This is a genomic window from Amycolatopsis sp. NPDC051372 (assembly GCF_040682095.1).
Taxonomy (GTDB): domain Bacteria; phylum Actinomycetota; class Actinomycetes; order Mycobacteriales; family Pseudonocardiaceae; genus Amycolatopsis.
Genome location: NZ_JBFBAF010000052.1, coordinates 1 through 18,163 on the forward strand (window position 1 = coordinate 1; position 18,163 = coordinate 18,163).

Here is an 18,163-nt window from a genome sequence, read left to right on the forward strand (position 1 = left end):
CCCAGCTGACAGAGGAACAGCGTGCTGCGGCGCTGGAGAAGGCCGCCGCCGCCCGCCGCATCCGTGCTGAGCTGAAGGCGGGGCGCCGCCGACGTGCGCGGCGGGCGCGTGTCCGGGACTGTTCGGCGATGCCCTCGCTTTCGGTACGCCGCAGGTGCTCGCGGGGTGCGCGGCCGTGCCGGTGGCGTCGCTGGTGGCGCTGGTGGCCGTGGCCGAGCCGGGTGCCGGTGTTCGTGGGGGCGCTCATGGCGAGCGTCCACGGCGGGGCCGCCGCGTGGCACGCGACGGGCGGCGCCGGCGCCGCCGCCGGCGCCGCGGCTTCGGCAGCGGGCGTGGTTCTGGTTTTCTCGCCGTTGTCCGAACCACTGGTCGCGCGGCTCGGGCGGGTCCCGGCGCCCGCGTTGCCGCAGACCACGGCCGACCTCGTGCGCGATGAACCCCAGCCGCCGCGGCGCGCGGTGTACGCGAGGGTGGTGCGGGCCGAGCAGTTTCTCACGGGGCTGCTCGGCGGGGCGGCCATCGCGGCGGCGTCGTCGGAAGGTGTACTGGCCGCGGACGGGCGGACGTCGGCGATCGTGCTGCTCGCCGTGCTGGCACTGCGCTTCTCCGTGCAGGCCCGGCTTTATCCGGCCGTGCGGCAACGGCGTCCACTGCTCACGGCGGGGCTGCGCGGGTTCGCGGCGCCGGCGGTCGATCAGCTGATCGCCGAAACCCACTCACAGTCGCCGTGCCCGCGTTGATGGTGGCGGCCGCGATGGCGGCCCTGCTCGGTCTCGTGCACAGCCGGAGCGCGCCGGGGGCGCGGCTCGGGCGGTACGCGGAGCTGTTCGAAGTGATGCCGAGCAGTCTCACCCGCGCAGGGTCACTCCTGGCGCACGCTCACGGCCGCCGTTGGCCGGAAGCGGTCAGCGCGTCCACTCCTCCACGCGGACCCCGAGCAGCTCCGCCGCCACGCGCAGCTCGCGCCGGCGGTCGCCCGGGACGGCGTGGATGTGGTTGGCGCCGAATCCCCTCAGGAACACCGGCGCCTCGACATCGAGCCGGGCGAACGCGTGCGGCCATTCCGGTGTGGACCGAGCGGCCAACGCCGTGTTCGTGGCGTCGTCGTAGCATTCGAACTCGCCCAGCACGAGCTGCAGCCGATAGGCGCCGTCGAGCCGCGTCAGTCGCGCGAGGGTCATCTGCCCGGGCGCCGCGAAGTGCGCGACGGACGCGCCGCCGGCGGGAAAGAAGAACACCGAGGGATACAGGTGCACCCGGCCGAGGTTCTCCGCCGGATTGTCGCTGCGGGCGGCGAACCACGTCGCGTGTTGTCCGGAATTGCACAGATCCCACACGTCGCGATCGGGATGGTGGTGCCGGACGTCCGCGAACAACACCGGCGTGCCCGTGATGCGGTGCATCAGCTGCATCGTCAGCGCACCGTCCATATCGGACTCCGTGGCGGTGACGTGGACGGCCTTGGGCCCGTTCCAGTCGTACGGGTCGTTGAGCAGCGCCTCCGCCACGTCCATCGTCGCGAAGTTCTCCGTGAGCTCAGGCTGGGCTTTGATGCCCGAGAAGTCCAGGTGCCGCTCGGCCGCGATATCCCGCACGGCCAGGTACGCCTGGATCTGCCGCTCCAGCAACGCAGGCGTGAGCTTCTCCCCGTCATAGTGGACGGTCGCGAGCCGCTCCAGCCACTCGCGCCCGCGCGCGGCCTCGACGGCATCGGCCTTCTCCGCGCGCAGCACGAGCTCGTACTGGTCGATCTCCTCGACGTCCACGCCAAATTGCCGCATCCACTGGTCCGTGTTCGCGACGGCCGTGTTCATCCCCATCGGCCGCCCGCCGAAGCGCCCGAACGTCGAGCCGCGCAGCGACGCCACGGCGCCGGCAGCCCGCGCGTGCAAGACGACGTCGTCGACCAGCGCCGGGTCGTCCGGCGCGCCCCACAGCCGCGTGTGGCGGCGGCCGAGCTGGTCCAGGGCGCCGCCCGCGGCGAGCATCCCGACGAGCCCCGGTTCCGCCGGATCGGTGGACGCGACGAGCAGCAACGGCGTCGTCGTCGCGTCGGCCGCCAGCATCGTGAAGTGCGGGAAGCTCCAGACGGCGTAGTAGAACACCGTCACGTCCACCGAAGTCGCGGCGACGGACCGGGCGGCCGCGGTCGCCGTGGTGTTGGTGGCCACGAGCCCGCCGCTGATCACGTCGTGGCCGGCGGCGGTGAGAGCGGTGATGAACGAGTCCACTTTGGATCGGATGAACCCGATGTTGCGCCGGTGCACGTGATCGCGACCGTCGGAGATCGCGATGACCCCGATGCGCGTCATGAGCCTTGGTTCAACTCGGCGTAGACCTGCGTGGCGTTGTCCTTGGTGATCAGCCGCGTCTGCAGGGTCTGCGTCTTCTGGACCTGCCCGCAGTCGACGAGCAGTTTCTTGGCCGCGGCAACGGCTTCCGCCCCGCCGGTCGGGTAGATGAACGTGGCCGACAGCCGCCCGGCCTCCACCGCCTTGATGCCACCCTCCGGCACCGGGAGCCCGTCGATGCCGACGATCGGCAGAGCCGCCTTGCCCGCGTTCTGCGCGGCGAGCCGCGCGCCTTCGGCCATCGGGTCGTTCTCGGAGAAGATCGCCTGCGCGTCGGGGTGGGCCTTGAGCAGCGCGTCGGCCTGCTGCTGGCCCTTGTCGCGCAGCCAGTCGGCGTCGGCCGTGCCGACGATCGTGATGCCCGAGCCCGCGATGCCCTCGTTGAAGCCGTCGGCGCGTTCCTTCGCCGGCGTCGAACCCGCGAGGCCCTTCAGCTCCACGATCTTCCCGCCCTGCGGCAGGAGGTGCTGCTTGAAGTACTGGCCGGCCTGGCGCCCGATGTCCACATTGTCCGCGCCGATGAACGACGTGTATGCCTCACCGTCCACTTTGCGGTCGAGCACCAGCACCGGAATGCCCTGGTCGTAGGCCTTCTTCACGACGCTGGTGAGCGGCGTCGCCTCGTTGGGGCTGATGATCAGCAGGTCGATCTTCTGCGTGAGGAATGTGCTGACCTGCTCCACCTGTTTCGAGTTGTCCTGCGCGGCGTCGGCGAAGTTGACCGTGAACTGCGGGATCGACGCGGCCGCTTTGCGGATGTCGTCGTCCATGCGCACGCGGTAGGGCTCGCCGAGGTTGGCCTGGCTCATGCCGATGGTGAACTTCCCGCCCGGCCCCTTGCACGCCTGCGTGGCGGGCCCGGCGCCGGACGACGCCCCGGGCGCGTTCTCGTGCGTGGTGCCGCAGGCCGTGGCCACGAACGCGACCCCGGCGACCGCGAGCGCCAGCCCGCGGCGAGTGGTGGTGGACATGTGAGCTCCCCTTCCCTGGCGAACGCCCCTACGGCCCGGCCTGCGCGCGGCCCGGACGCAGTCGTTGCAGTCCGGCGGCGAACACGATCACCACGCCGACCACGATCAGCTGCACGTTCGAGTCGATGTTGTTGAGCTGGAGGATGTTGTCGAGCACGCCGACGAGCAGCGCGCCCGCCACGGTGCCGAGCACGGTCCCGCGCCCGCCCGAGAGGGTGGTGCCGCCGATGACGACGGCGGCGATGGCGTTGAGCTCGTAGCCGTTGCCGTCGTTGGGGCCGCCGAAGTTCAGCTGTCCCGCGTGGACGATGCCGGCGAGCGCGGCGAGCAGGCCGCAGATGCCGAACACGAGCACCTTCACCCGCACCACGGGCACGCCGGAGAGCCGCGCGGCCTTTTCGTTGCCGCCGATCGCGTAGATGTGCCGGGAGAAGGCGCTCACCCGCAGCAGCACCATGGCGAGGGCGGCGACCACGACGAAGATGAGCGCGGGGATCGGCACGGTGCCGTTGAACGTCCGCTCCCCCAGCAGCGAGAACGGGACCGGCGCCTGGACGGGGCCGTCGCCGTAGGTGATCGACACGCCTTCGCCACCGGACCACATGCGCGCGAGCCCGCGGGCGATCTGCATGCCGGCGAGGGTGACGATGAACGACTGGATGCGGAACCGTGCGCTCGCGACCCCTTGGACCAGGCCGAAACCCAGGCCCAGTGCGAGGATCGCGAGCACGGCTGGGACGAGTGCCCAGTCGTTCGTGGTGAGCAGCTCGGCGATGCCGACGCTCGCCAGGCCCACCACCGAGCCCACGGACAGGTCGATGCCGCCGACGAGGATCACCAGCGTCATGCCAACGGCGAGGATGCCGATCTCGGAGATGGCGCGGACGACGTTGAGCAGGTTGTCGGCGCCGAGGAACACGAGGTCGCCGTCGTTCGAGGGTGAGAACACGATCGCGGGGGCGAACACCACGACGAGCCCGAAGACGCTCTGGAACCGGAACAGCGTGGCGAGCACCCTGCGGCCGGTCACCGGACGTCGCCCATCGACGCGGCGAGCAGCTCGCCTTCGCCGGCGAGGGCGGTGTCGAGCTCGTGCACGGACTTGCCGCCGCGCAGCACTACCACGCGGTCGCAGACTCCCACGAGCTCGGCTGGCTCGGACGACGCGAGCAAGATTCCCACCCCGGTCTGTGCGACTTCTCCCAAGATCCGGTAGATCTCGGCCTTCGCGCCGACGTCTACTCCTCGGGTTGGTTCGTCGAGTAACAGCAGTTGTGGTTTTGTGAGCAAAGCGCGTCCGAGAACCACCTTTTGCTGATTACCTCCGGACAACGCGCCGACCGGGTCGGCCAGTGTGCGAAGTTTGACATCGAGCTGTTCGGCCGAGTTGTGCGCGGTTTCGCGCTCTCGGCCGGCGGAGACGATGCCGAAGCGGGCGAGGGCGTCGACGACGGAGAGGACGGTGTTGGCGAGGATCGAGTGGTCCAGCGAGAGCCCGGAGATCCGGCGGTCCTCGGGGACGAAGGCCACGCCGTTGCGGAGCGCGTCTCGCGGGGATCGCGGCCGGTATTCCCCACCGTTGAGCCGAATTCGGCCACTGGTGATGGTTCCGGGGGACGCGCCGTAGAGGGTTTCGAGGAGCTCGGTGCGTCCTGAGCCGAGCAGCCCGGCGACCCCGACGATCTCGCCGGCACCGACACTCAGGCTGACCCCCGCGGGTTCACGGCGGCCGGCCTTCGGTGTGACAACAAGTTCGTCCACCACCAAAACGTGTTCCTCTTCGGACGGCTTGGTGTCGGTCGTGAACATCTGCTGCACCGGCCGGCCCACCATCGCTTCGGCGACCTGCGACGCCGTCAGCTCGCGCGCGGCGAACTCGGCGACGACCTCGCCGTTGCGCAGCACCGTCGCCCGGTCCGCGACACGTCCGATTTCTTCCATGCGGTGGGAGATGTACACCAGGGCCACACCGGCTGTGCGCAACTGGTCGATCACTGTGAACAACCGCTCGACTTCGCGGGGGGAAAGCGCCGAGGTCGGTTCGTCCATGATCAGGATCTGTGCGTTCAGCGACAGCGCTTTCGCGATTGTCACCAATTGTTGTTCGCCGGTGCGCAACCGCTCGACCGGCATGGTGGCGTCGAGGTCCACACCGGACTGTTCGAGCAGGGCCCGGGTGGCGCGGACCATCCGCTTGCGGTCGAGCACGCCGTAGCGGGTGTGCGGCTCGCGGCCGAGGAACACGTTCTCCGCCACGGAAAGCGCCGGCACGAGGTCGAGCTCCTGGTGGATCATCGCGACGCCGGCCCGCTGCGCGTCGGCCGGGCGGGCGAACCGGACCGGCACCCCGCCGATCCGGATCACCCCCTCCTCGGCGGCCACCTCTCCGGAGAGAACTTTCATCAGGGTGGACTTGCCCGCCCCGTTCTCCCCGAGGAGCGCGTGCACCTCCCCCGCCCACACGGTGAAATCCACCGAACGAACTGCACGCACTCCGCCGTAGGTCTTGCTGACGCCGGCCAGCTCGACCAGCGCGACGCCGTCGTCGCCCATCCCCCTCGATCCCACCGTTCGAGAAATCGATTACCAGCGAACGTATGGGGGTCGGCGAGGTGTGTCAAGAGTCACTGGACAACCGGTCGAAAACGAGGGAAACCGGACCGGCCGGCACACAAATGTGCGGAAAGCCTCGGCCGAGAGGGTCAACCCGCTACTCCGCTCAGTCCGCGGCCGGCCAGGCCGGCCGATCGCGCCACAGTGCGGTCCGGAGCTCGGTCAATGCGCCTTACTGAGCCCAGCTCAGCTAAGAAAACGCGGCACCACCGGCACGGCCCGGAGCCCTGCGCGCACCACCGGGCGGCCAAGTCAGGCAGGCGGGCCGATCGCGCCACAGCGCGGTCCGAGGCTCGGCCAACGCGCGATAGCGAGCCGCAACTCGGCCAAGAAAACGCGGCACCACCCGCACAGCCTCCAGCCCTGCCCGCACCACCGGACAGCTAAGACAGGCAGGCCACTCGCACCACGACGAGGTCCAGGCCTCGACCAACGCGCGATAGCGAGCGCCCACTCGGCCAAGAAACGCGGCACCACCCGCACGGCCCGCAGCCTTGCCCGCACCACTGTGCAGCCAAGTCAGGCAGGCAGGCAGGCCGATCGCACCACAGCGCGGTCCGGGCCTCAGCCAACGCGCGATAACGAGCCCCAGCTCAGCCGAGAGAACGCAGCATCACCCGCACGACCGTCAGCCCTGCCCGCGGCGCTATCAGCCGGCCCGCCGGGCCGGCTGATAGCGCCGCAGCGAGGTCTGCCGCTCAGCACACGCCGGCCAGCGCCCCCGCAGCCCACACGCCGCAATCCGAAGCCCGGAGATTCGGGGCCACACCGGGCTCGGGCAAGAAGTTCAAGACTCACAGCCCGAGGTCCGAGCCAAATGTCCGAGCCTCAAACCCGGAAGGCCCAAGCCACACCGGCCGGACCCGAAGACCGATCCCCGAGGCCCGAGGCCCGAAATCCACAGCCCAAGACCGCCGGCATCACCGCAGGCGAAGCGCACCGGCACGCGCCCCGTCAATCCTCCATACCACCAGGTGACCAATCCACCGCGACTCCCGGAAAATCCACCACCGCAGCGCGCTCCGGCTCCCCCGCCAAGAGCCGCGTCCACACCGGACTCACCGTGAAGTGGTTGTCGAACTCCTCCTGCGTGGCCAGGACCTCCGCGGGATCCGCCGCACCTCGCCGGATGCGGTCGCCCAGGCGGAAGTAGTCGAAGCGGTTCTCGCCCGGCGCCTTGACGATCAGCACGTCAGCGCCAGACTCGGCCAAGGTGCCCCAAGCGTGCACCACACCCGGAGGCACGAGCAGGTAGTCGCCGGCGGTCAAGACCACCACCTCGTCGCCGACGAGGACGCGAAGGCGACCGTCGAGCAGGTAGAACATCTCCGGCGCGAGCCGGTGGAAGTGCGGCGGCGGACCGTCCACACCCGGCCCCAGCGTCGTCCGTACCACGTTCATCACGCCGCCGGTGTCGGCGGCGTCCGCGAGCAGCCACGTCCGGTTCGGTGCGACGCCCAGCACCTCGGCTTCACCACCCCGGACCAGTACCGGCTGATTCATCCCGACCTCCTCAAGCGGCCATCCACAGAAAAATAGTAAGATGTCGAACTATTCGGAGTCAAACCACATCGGAAGGTTGAACAACCGGTGACGATCACGCACCGTCCCGGCGACAACCTCGGCCACGCTCCGCACTCTCGCGGTTTCCCCAGCCCGCGCGCCGTACGTTTGTCGGGTGGTTTGTGGCAGACCTCGCGCGAAACGTGTCCCCGGCGGTGTGGCCTGGGCAACTTTTTGGCGGGTTCCCACAATGCAGCGGCTCCGGCATGCGCCATGCACGACATTGGTGTACCCGCCGGTAAGGGAGCAGGGTGTAAGCGAAGACAGGCGACGATCCGGACACGGACGTCGCCTGCTGCGCGTGGGTACTTGGGAGGCTCAGTCCGGTGTTCAGTCGTGTCGCCATCGTGAACCGCGGGGAAGCCGCAATGCGGTTGATCCACGCTGTCCGAGATCTTTCCGCGGAGACCGGTACACGGATCGAGACGGTCGCCCTCTACACGGACGCGGATCGGTCCGCGACGTTCGTGCGGGAGGCCGACGTGGCCTACTCGCTCGGGCCGGCCTCGGCGCGCCCGTACCTCGATCTCGCCAAGCTGGAGAAGGCCCTGGTCGAGACGAAGGCCGACGCCGCGTGGGTCGGCTGGGGCTTCGTCGCCGAGGACCCGGCGTTCGCCCAGCTGTGCGAGAAGGTGGGGGTGACCTTCATCGGGCCGAGCGCTGAGGCCATGCGCCGGCTCGGTGACAAGATCGGCGCGAAGCTGATCGCCGAGGAGGTCGGCGTCCCCGTGGCGCCGTGGAGCCGCGGCGAGGTCGCGACGCTCGAAGACGCGCTGGCGGCCGGTGACAAGATCGGCTACCCGCTCATGCTCAAGGCCACCGCGGGCGGCGGCGGGCGCGGCATCCGCAAGGTGTCCTCGGCCGACGAGCTCACCGACGCCTACGAGCGCACCAGCCAGGAGGCACTGCGCGCGTTCGGCAGCGGCATCGTGTTCCTGGAGCGCCTGGTCACAGGCGCCCGCCACGTCGAGGTCCAGGTGATCTCCGACGGCGAGACGGCGTGGGCGCTGGGCGTGCGCGACTGTTCCGTCCAGCGGCGCAACCAGAAGATCATCGAAGAGTCGTCGTCGCCGGTCCTCTCGCCGGAGCAGACGGCCGAGCTGAAGTCCTCGGCCGAGCGGCTCGCGGTCAAGGTCGGCTACCGCGGCGCGTGCACCGTCGAGTTCCTCTACCACCCGGGCGAGAAGCTGTTCGCCTTCCTCGAGGTGAACACCCGCCTGCAGGTGGAGCACCCGATCACGGAGATCACCACCGGCACGGATCTGGTGCGGCTGCAGCTGCACGTCGCGTCGGGCGGCAAGCTCGAAGGCGAGCAGCCCGCCGAGCTCGGCCACGCCGTGGAGGCGCGGCTCAACGCCGAGGACCCCGACCGCGACTTCGCCCCCTCGCCAGGACACATCGCGCGGCTGCTGCTGCCGGCCGGCCCGGGCATCCGCGTCGACACCGGCGTGAGCGAAGGCGACACGATCCCCGCCGACTTCGACTCGATGATCGCCAAGATCATCGCCTACGGCCGTGACCGCGACCAGGCGCTCGCCCGTCTGCGTCGCGCGATGTCCGAGACGACCGTGATCATCGAGGGCGGCGCCACCAACAAGAGCTTCGTGCTCGACCTGCTCGACCAGCCCGAAGTCATCGACGCCAGCGCCGACACCGGCTGGATCGACCGCGTCCGCTCCGAAGGCCGCCTGGTCACCAGCAAGCACTCCGCGATCGCGCTCGCCGCCGCGGCCATCGAGGCCTACGAGGACGAGGAAGAGATCGCCCGCGTCCGGCTGCTGTCGACCGCGCACGGCGGCCGTCCGCAGGTGCAGTTCGAGAGCGGCCGTCCGCTCGACCTGAAGCTGCGCGGCGTCGCGTATCGCGTGAGCGTGGCGCGCATCGGGCCGAAGCGCTTCCGCGTCGGCATCAGCGGCGGCGGCGACGTGCACCCGGCCGACGTCGAGATCGAGCGCTTCGACTCCCACAGCGGCCAGATCACCGTGAACGGCACGCGGTTCCGCCTCGTGGCCGCCACGCACGGCCCGATCCACCTGGTCGAGGTCGACGGCGTCACCCACCGCGTGAGCCGCGACGAGGGCGGTGTCGTGCGCTCCCCCGCGCCCGCGCTGGTGGTCGCGACGCCGCTGTCGATCGGCGACGAGGTGGACATCGGCGCCCCGATCCTCGTGCTGGAGAGCATGAAGATGGAGACGGTGCTGCGCGCGCCGTTCCGTGCTCGCGTGCGGGAGCTGCCCGTGTCGGTCGGCAGCCAGGTCGAGACCGGCGCCGCGCTGATGCGCCTCGAGCCGCTGGCCGACGAGGACGAGGCAGAGGAAACCGCCGACGCCGGCGAGACCGTGGAAATCGAGCTGCCCGCCGAGCCCACGGCCACCTCCGCCGCCGACCGCGCGGCCCGCGGACTGCAGGACCTGCGCGGCCTGTTGCTCGGATTCGACGTGGACCCGCACGACCAGCGCCGCACGCTCGCCGGCTACCTCACCGCGCGCGCTGAGCAAGGTACGACCCGGCCGCTGGCGGGCGAGGTGGAGCTGCTGGGCGTGTTCGCCGACCTGTCGGAGCTCACGCGCAACAAGCCGGCGGGCGAAGACGTCAGCCCGGCGAGCCCGGTGCACAGCGCCCGCGAGTACTTCCACACATACCTGCAGAGCCTCGACGTGGAGCGCGCCGGGCTGCCCGAGACGTTCCAGGCCCGGCTGCGCCGCGTGCTCGGCCACTACGGCGTGGCCGACCTGGAGCGCACGCCGGAGCTGGAGGAGGCGGTCTTCCGCATTTTCCTGGCCCAGCAACGGGCTTCGTCGGACGTCGCGATCGTCACGGCGCTGCTGCGGCAGTGGCTCACGGAGGCGCCGCCCACCGGCGACCTGCGCGAGGAGGCCGGCCTGGCGCTGGAGCACCTCGTGGCCGCCACGCAGGTGCGTCACCCCGCCGTGAGCGACTTCGCGCGCGGGGTGGTGTTCCGCTGGTTCGCCCAGCCGCTGCTGCGCCGCGCCCGCGCCGAGGTCTACGCCGAGGTCCGCCAGAGCCTCAAGCACCTCGACCGCAACCCGGACGCGGCGGACCGCGCGGAGCTCATCGCCGGCATGGTGTCGAGCTCCGAGCCGCTGGTGCGGCTGCTCGGCCAGCGCATCGGCCGGCCGGGCACGGATCCCGCGCCGCTGCTGGAAGTTCTCACCCGACGTTACTACGGCAACAAGAGCCTGTCCGAAATCGAACGGCGCGAAGTCGCCGAGTGTGTGTTCGTCACCGCGGAGCACGCCGAGCCCGCGCGAGTGGTCACCACGGCCGTGGACTTCGCGCGGCTGCCCGCCGCCGTCCACGCCGCGGGTGAGCTGGCGAGCGACGCCGACACCTACGCGGTGGCCGACATCTACGTGACGTGGGCCGACCAGCCCGACTCCGACGCGATGGCCGCGCGTCTGGGCGAGGTCATCGCCGCGCAGCCGCTGCCGGAGGCGATCACGCGCATCACCACCACCGTCGCCGGAGGCGGCGGAGCTGTGATGCACCACCACTTCACTTTCCGCCGCGGCGCCGATGGCTTCGCGGAAGACCGGCTGATCCGCGGCCTGCACCCGCGCGTGGCCGAGCGGATGCAGCTGGAACGGCTGCAGGAGTTCGACCTCACGCGCCTGCCTTCGGCCGACGAAGAGGTGTACCTGTTCAAGTGCGTCGCGCAGGCCAACCCGGCCGACGAGCGCCTCGTCGCGATGGCGCAGGTGCGCGACCTGACGCCGCTGCGCGAGGCCGACGGCCGGCTCGTGTCGCTGCCCGCGGCCGAGGACACGCTGGCCGCGTGCCTCGACGCGATCCGCAACGTGCAGGCGCAGCGCCCGGCCCGGAAACGCTTCGACACCAACCGGATCGTCGTCTACGTGTGGCCGCCGAGCGACCTCACCATGGACGAGCTGAACCTGCTCGCCCAGCGGGTGCTGCCGTCGACGGCGGGCGCGGGCCTGGAGGAGATCCAGTTCCTGGCGCGGCGGCGCAACCCGGAGACGGGCGAGCTGACCGAGCTGGCGGTGACGATCCGCAACGAGGTCGGCTCCGGCGTCCGGCTGACAGTCGGGGAGCCTTCGCGCGAACCGGTGCAGCCGCTGGACGACTACCGCCAGAAGGTGCTGCGCGCGGCTCGCCGCGACACCGTCTACCCGTACGAGCTCACCGACATGCTGGCCGGCGAGGGCACGTTCACCGAGCACGACCTCGACGACGCCGGTGCCCTGGTGCCGGTCGACCGGCCGAAGGGCCGCAACAAGGCCGGGATCGTCGCGGGTGTCGTCTCCACGCCGACCGCGCGGGTGCCCGAGGGGCTCGAGCGCGTGGTGCTGCTGGGCGACCCGACGAAGTCCCTCGGCGCGCTCGCGGAGCCGGAATGCGCGCGGGTGATCGCCGCGCTGGACCTCGCCGAGCGGATGCAGGTGCCGCTGGAGTGGTTCGCGCTGTCGGCCGGGGCCAAGATCTCCATGGACTCCGGCGTGGAGAACATGGACTGGGTGGCGGCCGCGCTGAAGCGGATCGTCGAGTTCACGCAGGCGGGCGGCGAGATCAACATCGTCGTCGCCGGCATCACCGTCGGCGCACAGCCGTACTGGAACGCCGAAGCGACGATGCTCATGCACACCAAGGGAATCCTGGTCATGACGCCGGATTCCGCGATGGTGCTCACGGGCAAGCAGTCGCTCGACTTCTCCGGTGGCGTGTCGGCCGAGGACAACTTCGGCATCGGCGGCTACGACCGCGTGATGGGCCCCAACGGCCAGGCGCAGTACTGGGCGCCGAACCTGGCGGGCGCGCGCGACGTGCTGATGTCCCACTACGACCACACCTACGTGGTCCCGGGCGAACCCGGCCCGCGCGCGGCGGCGACGTCGGACCCGGTGAACCGCGACGTGTCGGACTTCCCGCACGCGATCGTCGGCAGCGACTTCTCCACGGTGGGCCAGATCTTCTCGACCGAGCACAACCCGGACCGGAAGAAGCCGTTCGACATCCGCACGGTGATGCGCGCACTGTCCGACCAGGACCACCCGGTGCTGGAGCGCTGGGCCGGCATGGCCGACGCGGACACGGCGGCCGTGCAGGACGTGCACATCGGCGGGCACCCCGTGTGCCTGCTCGGCATCGAGTCGCGCTCGGTGCCGCGCCGCGGCTTCCCGCCCACCGACGGCCCGGACACCTACACCGCGGGCACCCTGTTCCCGCGCTCGTCCAAGAAGGCCGCCCGCGCCATCAACTCCGCCAGCGGCAACCGTCCGCTGGTGGTGCTGGCGAACCTGTCGGGCTTCGACGGCTCCCCGGAGTCCATGCGCAAGCTCCAGCTGGAGTACGGCGCCGAGATCGGCCGCGCGATCGTCAACTTCGACGGCCCGATCGTCTTCACCGTGATCTCCCGCTACCACGGCGGGGCGTTCGTGGTGTTCTCCAAGGCGCTCAACCCGAACATGACGGTGCTCGCCCTGGAGGGCTCCTTCGCTTCCGTGCTGGGCGGCGCACCGGCCGCCGCGGTGGTGTTCTCGGGCGAGGTCACCACGCGCACGGCTAACGACCCGCGGGTCTCCTCGCTGCAGGCGCGGCTGGGTGAGCTGAACGGCGCCGAGCGCGCGGCCTGCGCGGCCGAGCTGGCGGAGGTGCAGTCGTCCGTGCGCGCCGAGAAGCTGGGCGAGGTGGCCGCCGAGTTCGACCGCGTGCACAGCATCCAGCGCGCGGTGGAGGTCGGCTCGGTGGACGCGATCGTCAGCGTGGCGGACCTGCGGCCGCGGATCGTGGAGGCGATCGAGCACGGGTTGAAGCGCTGAGGTTGGTGTTGGGAAACGCCGAGCCCCTGGTGGGGTCCGGCGTTTCTCTTTGTCCTCAGCAGACGGAGGCGGAGACGCCGGCCACGCGCGGGCGTAGGCCGATGGCGACGGCCCGGTCCAGGACGCGAAAGCGTCCCGGTCAAGGGCCTGGCCGCGCACGCCGAGGCACCGCGTCGCGATGGGCCCGAGGCGTACGTCGCCCAGGCAGAACCTCGCGTAGCTGCCGGGTGAATGGGACCGGCGGTTCGGACCCATCGACTTATCCTCAGTAGACGGAGGCGAGCAGCTGCTCGACCTCGTCTTGCCGCGGTGAGCGAGGCGCGTTTTCGTCACCGCGTCAGCCAGGGCGGCCGAGGCCACCGCGGGCAGGTCGGCACGGGTGAGGCCGAAGGCGCGCAGCGGGCGTTTGAGGTCGACAGCCATGGAGATCGCGCGGACGGCGTCGACCGCGGTGGGGGCGCGGAGGGATTCGGCGACGGTGGCGTAGGCGGCGGCCGCGAAGGGGGCCGTGTAGGTCATGACCTCCTCCAGCACGGCGGCCAGCGCGACGCCGTGCGGGGTGCCGGTGCGGGCGGTGATGGCGTGGCCGAGGCCGTGGACCAGGCCGAGGCCGGAGCGCGTCAAGGCCTGGCCGGCGAGGTGCGCGCCGAGCATGAGCTGGGAGCGGGCCTCCAGGTTGGCGCCGTCGCGGTAGGCGATCGGGAGCCAGACGCCGACGAGCGCGACAGCGCGGGCAGCGTCGGCGGTCGACACCGCGTCGGCGCCGCGGGAGGCGAGGGACTCGACGCCGTGGACGAGGGCGTCGAGGCCGGTGGCGGCGCTGATCGGGGCGGGGAGGCCGAGCGTGAGCTCCGGGTCGAGCACGGCGATCCGCGGCCGGACCGAATCGTGTCCGATGTAGACTTTCCGGCACAAGCGGGTGTCTTCCACCACGCCGAAACCGTTGGTTTCCGCGCCGGTGCCCGACGTCGTCGGCACGGCGACGATCGGCAGTCCGTCCGAAGCGGACCACAGCGTGTCGGCGTCGGCGGCGAGCGAGCCGGGGTTGCCGGCCAGCAGCGAGATGCCCTTGGCCGCATCCAAAGCGGACCCGCCGCCGAGGGCGATCACCACGGCAGCCCCGTATTCGCGCAGGCGGGCGGCGCCGCGGTCGAGCTCGGTCGTCGCGGGGTTGGGGCCGATGTCTTCGTGCACAAGGCACTCGACGCCGGCCGCGGCGAAGATCCTCTCGACGCGGCCGACGATGCCCGTCGCGCGCAGGCCGCGGTCGGTCACCACGAAGACCCGCGACCCGCCCAGCTCGGCGGCGAACTCCGGCAGCCGTTCGACGAAGCCAGGTCCGAACTCGGTCCGCACCACGCGTGCCCCTTTCCCGAAAGAGGTGGACAAGTCGACAACTCAGGCGAGGTCGGGCCAGGTGGTTTCAGCGCTGTGTGCGCATCGAGCGCGTGCAGCGACTTGTCGCGCCCCGCGTCGGTCGCTTTGAACCGCCGAACGGGGTGATGACGTCGCTCGCGTCGAACGTGTTCACCCACACTGTGCCCGCGCGAAGCTGCTTCGCAACGCGGTGGGCCGTGGTGACGTCGCGCGTCCAGGCTGAGGCGACGGGACCATAATCGGTGTCGTCGGCTAGGCGGCCGTCGTGGAGCACCGTCAGCTCGACGTAGCTGCCGCCGGTCTCGGTGAGCACGCGATTTGCGCGCAGCACCACCGTCCTTCGGCTCCGCCGGCACGATCACGCGCGAGCCGGCGTTGCAGGTCTGTCCGGCGTTGTAGAAGATGCTCCACGCCACGGCGGAAGCGGCGGCCGGCAGGTCCGCGTCACGCAGGATCAGCTGCGGCGGCTTGCCGCCGGCCTCCACGGCGACCTGCTTGCGGTTGGACTCCCCCGCGCAGACCTGGAACCGTCGCGCCACTTCGGGTGAGCCGGTGAACGCGATCTTGTCGACGTCGGGGTGCCGGCCGAGTGCCTGCCCGGTGACCTCGCCGCGGCCGGGAACGACGTTGAGCATCCCGTCGGGCAGGCCGGCCTCGGTGGCGAGCCGCGCGAGCACGAGCGGGGCCAGCGACGTCTGCTCCGCGGGCCTGAGCACCACGGAGTTGCCGGTGGCCGGCGCCGGGCCGAGCTTCCACGACGCGATGAGCAGCGCGTAGTTCCACGGCACGACGGCGCCCACGACGCCGAGCGGCTCGCGGGTGATCAGGGCGAGGGCGTGGCCGGGTGTGGGCGCGACCTCGTCGTAGGTCTTGTCGACGGTTTCGGCGTACCAGGCAAGGGTTTCCGCTGTCTTGGCGACGTCGATGCGCAGCGCCTCGGCGATCGGTTTGCCCATTTCGATGGCGTCGAGCAGGGCGAGCTCGTCGGCGTGGTCCTGGTTCAGTTCGACCCAGCGCAGGAGGACGCGGTTGCGGTCGCGCGGTGGGAGTTCGCGCCGGCGGCCGTCTTCGAAGGCCTCGCGGGCGGCTCGCACAGCGCGGTCGACGTCGGCGGTGCCGCAGTCGGCGACGTGGGCCAGCACGCGGCCGTCGCGGGGCGAGGTGGACGGGAAAGTGTTGCCGGACAACGGCTCCACGAACCCGCCGTCGATGAACGGCCTGGTCTCGGGAGTCAGGTTCCGCGCCGCGGCCGGCCGGTCTTCGTGCGTCAGATCCGCCACCGGTCCACCGCCTCCTCGTCGAGTTCGACGCCGAGCCCGGGTCGTCGTGGCACGGCGAGCTCGCCGCCCGCGGTGATCTTCAGGGGTTCGGCCAGCATGAAGTCGCGTCGTTCCGGAGTCCAGCCCGGTGGGTCGTACGGGAACTCCAGGTACGGGCCGGCGCCGACGCCCGCCGCGAGCGCCAGGTTTGCGAGCAGGCCGATGCCGTTGGTCCAGCTGTGCGGGGTGAACGCGCGATGTTTGAATTCCGCCACCTCGGCGAGTGTGCGGGCGCGGTGCATTCCCACCGCGAGAACGGCGTCCATCTGGTAGATATCGAGCACGTCCTGTTCGAGATAGGACAACAAGTCGGGCACCGAGTGGTGCATTTCTCCCGCGGCGATGCGAAGCCCGGGGTTTTCCGAACGCAGGGTGCGAAAACCCTCGACATCGGCGTAGGGCAAGGGTTCCTCGACCCAGAACACGTCGAGTTCGGCCAGGCGGCGCACGAGCCGGCGGGTCGCGGCGAGGTCCGCGGCGGGCGCGGTGTCGCCGGCCATGCGCCACGACTGGTTGAGATCCACCATGATGTGAAAATTCGAACCGAGCGCATCACGCACGGCGGCGACGGTCTCGACGCCTTCCTCGGCGCGGTCGCGATCGATGCGGATCTTGAGCGCGCGGAAGCCTTCTTCACGGGCCTGCTGCGCTGCTTCGACGCGTTCGGCCGGCGGCTTGAGCTCCGCCGAGGACGCGTAGACGGGCAGCGACTGCGCGGCGTTCCCGAAGAGCGTGGCGACAGGCAGGCCGGCGACCTGGCCGATCACGTCCCAGAGCGCGGCTTCGAGCGGCCAGTAGCGGCCGCCGTGGAAGTTGGCCGTCTCGATGGCTTTGACGTGGCGGACGATGTCGAGCGGGTCGGTGCCGAGGAACAGGTGCTCCACGGCCTCGAAGCCCGCCATCGTGTCGCCGGAGCCGATGCCGGTGACGCCTTCGTCGGTGTGGACGCGCACGATCGTGGCGTCGAAGTGCCCCCGTGGCTCGGGGTCCCACGCCGCGTGCAGCGGGGGGTCGAGCGGCAGGCGCAGGTGGTCGAGGGTGATCGCGGTGATCTTCATCGGATTCGACGCTACGAGCACGCCGGGCGGGCCGACAAGGGTGCGCGGGACATCGCAACGTGTGTTGCGCTCAGGCCAACTCGGCTTAGGGTTCGGCCATGACAGTGTCCGGGCACGGCCTGCGCCGAGACCTCGACCTGCTCGAGGCCCTGGCGTCGGCCGACGCCCAGCGCGCGGGCGGCCTCGGCGTGGTGCGGCTGGCCACGTTGACCGGGCGCGAGAAGAGCCAGGTCTCGCGCGCGCTCAAGGCGCTGGCGCTGGAGGGCGTGGTCGAGCGCGACCCCGACACCCTCCGCTACCGCATGGGCCGTCGACTGTTTTCGCTGGTCGCGCGCAGTGCGGAGGACCGTCTGGTGCGCGCCGCGGAGCCCGTGATGCACGCGCTGTCGGCGGACCTGGAGGAGACGAGCCATCTGTGCGTGCTGCGCGACCGCGAAGTGCTGACGCTGCTTTCGGTTTCGGGACACTCGTTCCGCGTCCACGAATGGGAGGGCCGCGGCGTGCCGGCCGACCGCACCTCGGCCGGGCGCGTCCTGCTGTTCGACGCGACGCCTGACGAGCTCTACGTGCGGTTCCCCGGCCATCCCGCGCTGCCCACTCTGTGGACCACGATCCGTCACGCGCGTGACGAGGGGTTTGCCCGGGTGGTGGAGGAGTTCGAGCCCGGGCTGTCCGGTGTGTCGGCTCCGGTGCGGGACTTCCGGGGGCGGGTGGTGGCGGCGTTGAACATCTCGGCGCCGGATGCGCGGATCGGTTCGCGGCTGGCGGAGGCGGGGCACCGGACGATCGCGGCGGCGGATGTGGTGTCGGCGCATCTGGGGTGGGAGCCGGAACCACCGCCGGGGCGGATGACCTGAGGGGGCGCCGAAGTTTGACGCCGGGCATCGACCCCGGGTGATTCGGGTTGGGTGCTGCGGCGCGGATGATTCGGTACTTCAATGCCGCGCATTTGCTTCGGCGCAACAGAACTGGCCGCCGCCGAATCTGAGTGCTCGTGCCCCAGAGCACGGCACATCGGCGGCGCGTGTCGATGCCGCAGGACGAGTGAATGGAAGCCGAGCCCGGGTCGAGCTTGCCCGCCGCCGGGGTGACGGGCGGGCGCCGAGCCCACTG

The 18,163-nt window shown here is 70.9% G+C and carries 9 protein-coding genes and 3 pseudogenes; 3 read left to right on the forward strand and 9 right to left on the reverse strand.

What is annotated here, in order from left to right; all coding sequences use genetic code 11:
* Positions 1-740: pseudogene (locus AB0M56_RS46805) on the forward strand (hypothetical protein); the annotation flags it as partial.
* Between the two features lie 165 nt (positions 741-905).
* Here the strand turns inward: AB0M56_RS46805 and AB0M56_RS46810 are convergent.
* The 5 genes from AB0M56_RS46810 to AB0M56_RS46830 all read right to left on the reverse strand — a co-directional run bounded on the left by AB0M56_RS46810 (position 906) and on the right by AB0M56_RS46830 (position 7,438).
* Positions 906-2,312 (reverse strand): L-fucose/L-arabinose isomerase family protein, encoded by a 1,407-nt coding sequence (locus AB0M56_RS46810; protein ID WP_364189021.1) that lies wholly within the window; start codon positions 2,310-2,312, stop codon positions 906-908.
* Positions 2,309-3,322: a substrate-binding domain-containing protein gene (locus tag AB0M56_RS46815; protein WP_364189024.1), complete on the reverse strand. Its 1,014-nt coding sequence runs from the start codon at positions 3,320-3,322 to the stop codon at positions 2,309-2,311. The genes AB0M56_RS46810 and AB0M56_RS46815 overlap by 4 nt, the downstream gene beginning before the upstream one ends.
* 28 nt (positions 3,323-3,350) lie before the next feature.
* Positions 3,351-4,352 carry an ABC transporter permease gene (locus AB0M56_RS46820; RefSeq protein WP_364189027.1) on the reverse strand — a complete coding sequence of 334 codons (1,002 nt, stop codon included), beginning with the start codon at positions 4,350-4,352 and terminating at the stop codon, positions 3,351-3,353.
* Complete coding sequence (locus AB0M56_RS46825) at positions 4,349-5,875, reverse strand: sugar ABC transporter ATP-binding protein (RefSeq protein ID WP_364189030.1); 1,527 nt, start codon at positions 5,873-5,875, stop codon at positions 4,349-4,351. Before AB0M56_RS46825 ends, AB0M56_RS46820 begins: the two co-directional genes overlap by 4 nt.
* 1,014 nt (positions 5,876-6,889) lie before the next feature.
* Positions 6,890-7,438 (reverse strand): cupin domain-containing protein, encoded by a 549-nt coding sequence (locus AB0M56_RS46830; RefSeq protein ID WP_364189033.1) that lies wholly within the window; start codon positions 7,436-7,438, stop codon positions 6,890-6,892.
* A gap of 386 nt (positions 7,439-7,824) precedes the next feature.
* On the opposite strand from AB0M56_RS46830, the gene AB0M56_RS46835 reads away from it, so the two are divergent.
* A complete protein-coding gene (locus AB0M56_RS46835; RefSeq protein WP_364189036.1) occupies positions 7,825-13,296 on the forward strand; it encodes a biotin carboxylase N-terminal domain-containing protein in 5,472 nt (1,823 codons plus the stop codon).
* A 384-nt stretch (positions 13,297-13,680) separates the two neighbouring features.
* Here the strand turns inward: AB0M56_RS46835 and AB0M56_RS46840 are convergent.
* The 4 genes and pseudogenes from AB0M56_RS46840 to AB0M56_RS46855 all read right to left on the reverse strand — a co-directional run.
* Positions 13,681-14,655: pseudogene (locus tag AB0M56_RS46840) on the reverse strand (iron-containing alcohol dehydrogenase); the annotation flags it as partial.
* A gap of 64 nt (positions 14,656-14,719) precedes the next feature.
* Positions 14,720-15,007 (reverse strand): aldehyde dehydrogenase family protein, encoded by a 288-nt coding sequence (locus tag AB0M56_RS46845; RefSeq protein ID WP_364189138.1) that lies wholly within the window; start codon positions 15,005-15,007, stop codon positions 14,720-14,722.
* A 19-nt stretch (positions 15,008-15,026) separates the two neighbouring features.
* A pseudogene (locus AB0M56_RS46850) lies at positions 15,027-15,953 on the reverse strand (aldehyde dehydrogenase family protein); the annotation flags it as partial.
* Positions 15,941-17,050 carry a mandelate racemase/muconate lactonizing enzyme family protein gene (locus tag AB0M56_RS46855; RefSeq protein WP_364189039.1) on the reverse strand — a complete coding sequence of 370 codons (1,110 nt, stop codon included), beginning with the start codon at positions 17,048-17,050 and terminating at the stop codon, positions 15,941-15,943. The pseudogene AB0M56_RS46850 and the gene AB0M56_RS46855, both read right to left, overlap by 13 nt.
* Before the next feature lie 98 nt (positions 17,051-17,148).
* Between AB0M56_RS46855 and AB0M56_RS46860 the strand changes: the two genes are divergently transcribed.
* Positions 17,149-17,907: an IclR family transcriptional regulator gene (locus tag AB0M56_RS46860; RefSeq protein ID WP_364189042.1), complete on the forward strand. Its 759-nt coding sequence runs from the start codon at positions 17,149-17,151 to the stop codon at positions 17,905-17,907.
* The last annotated feature ends 256 nt before the right edge of the window (positions 17,908-18,163 follow it).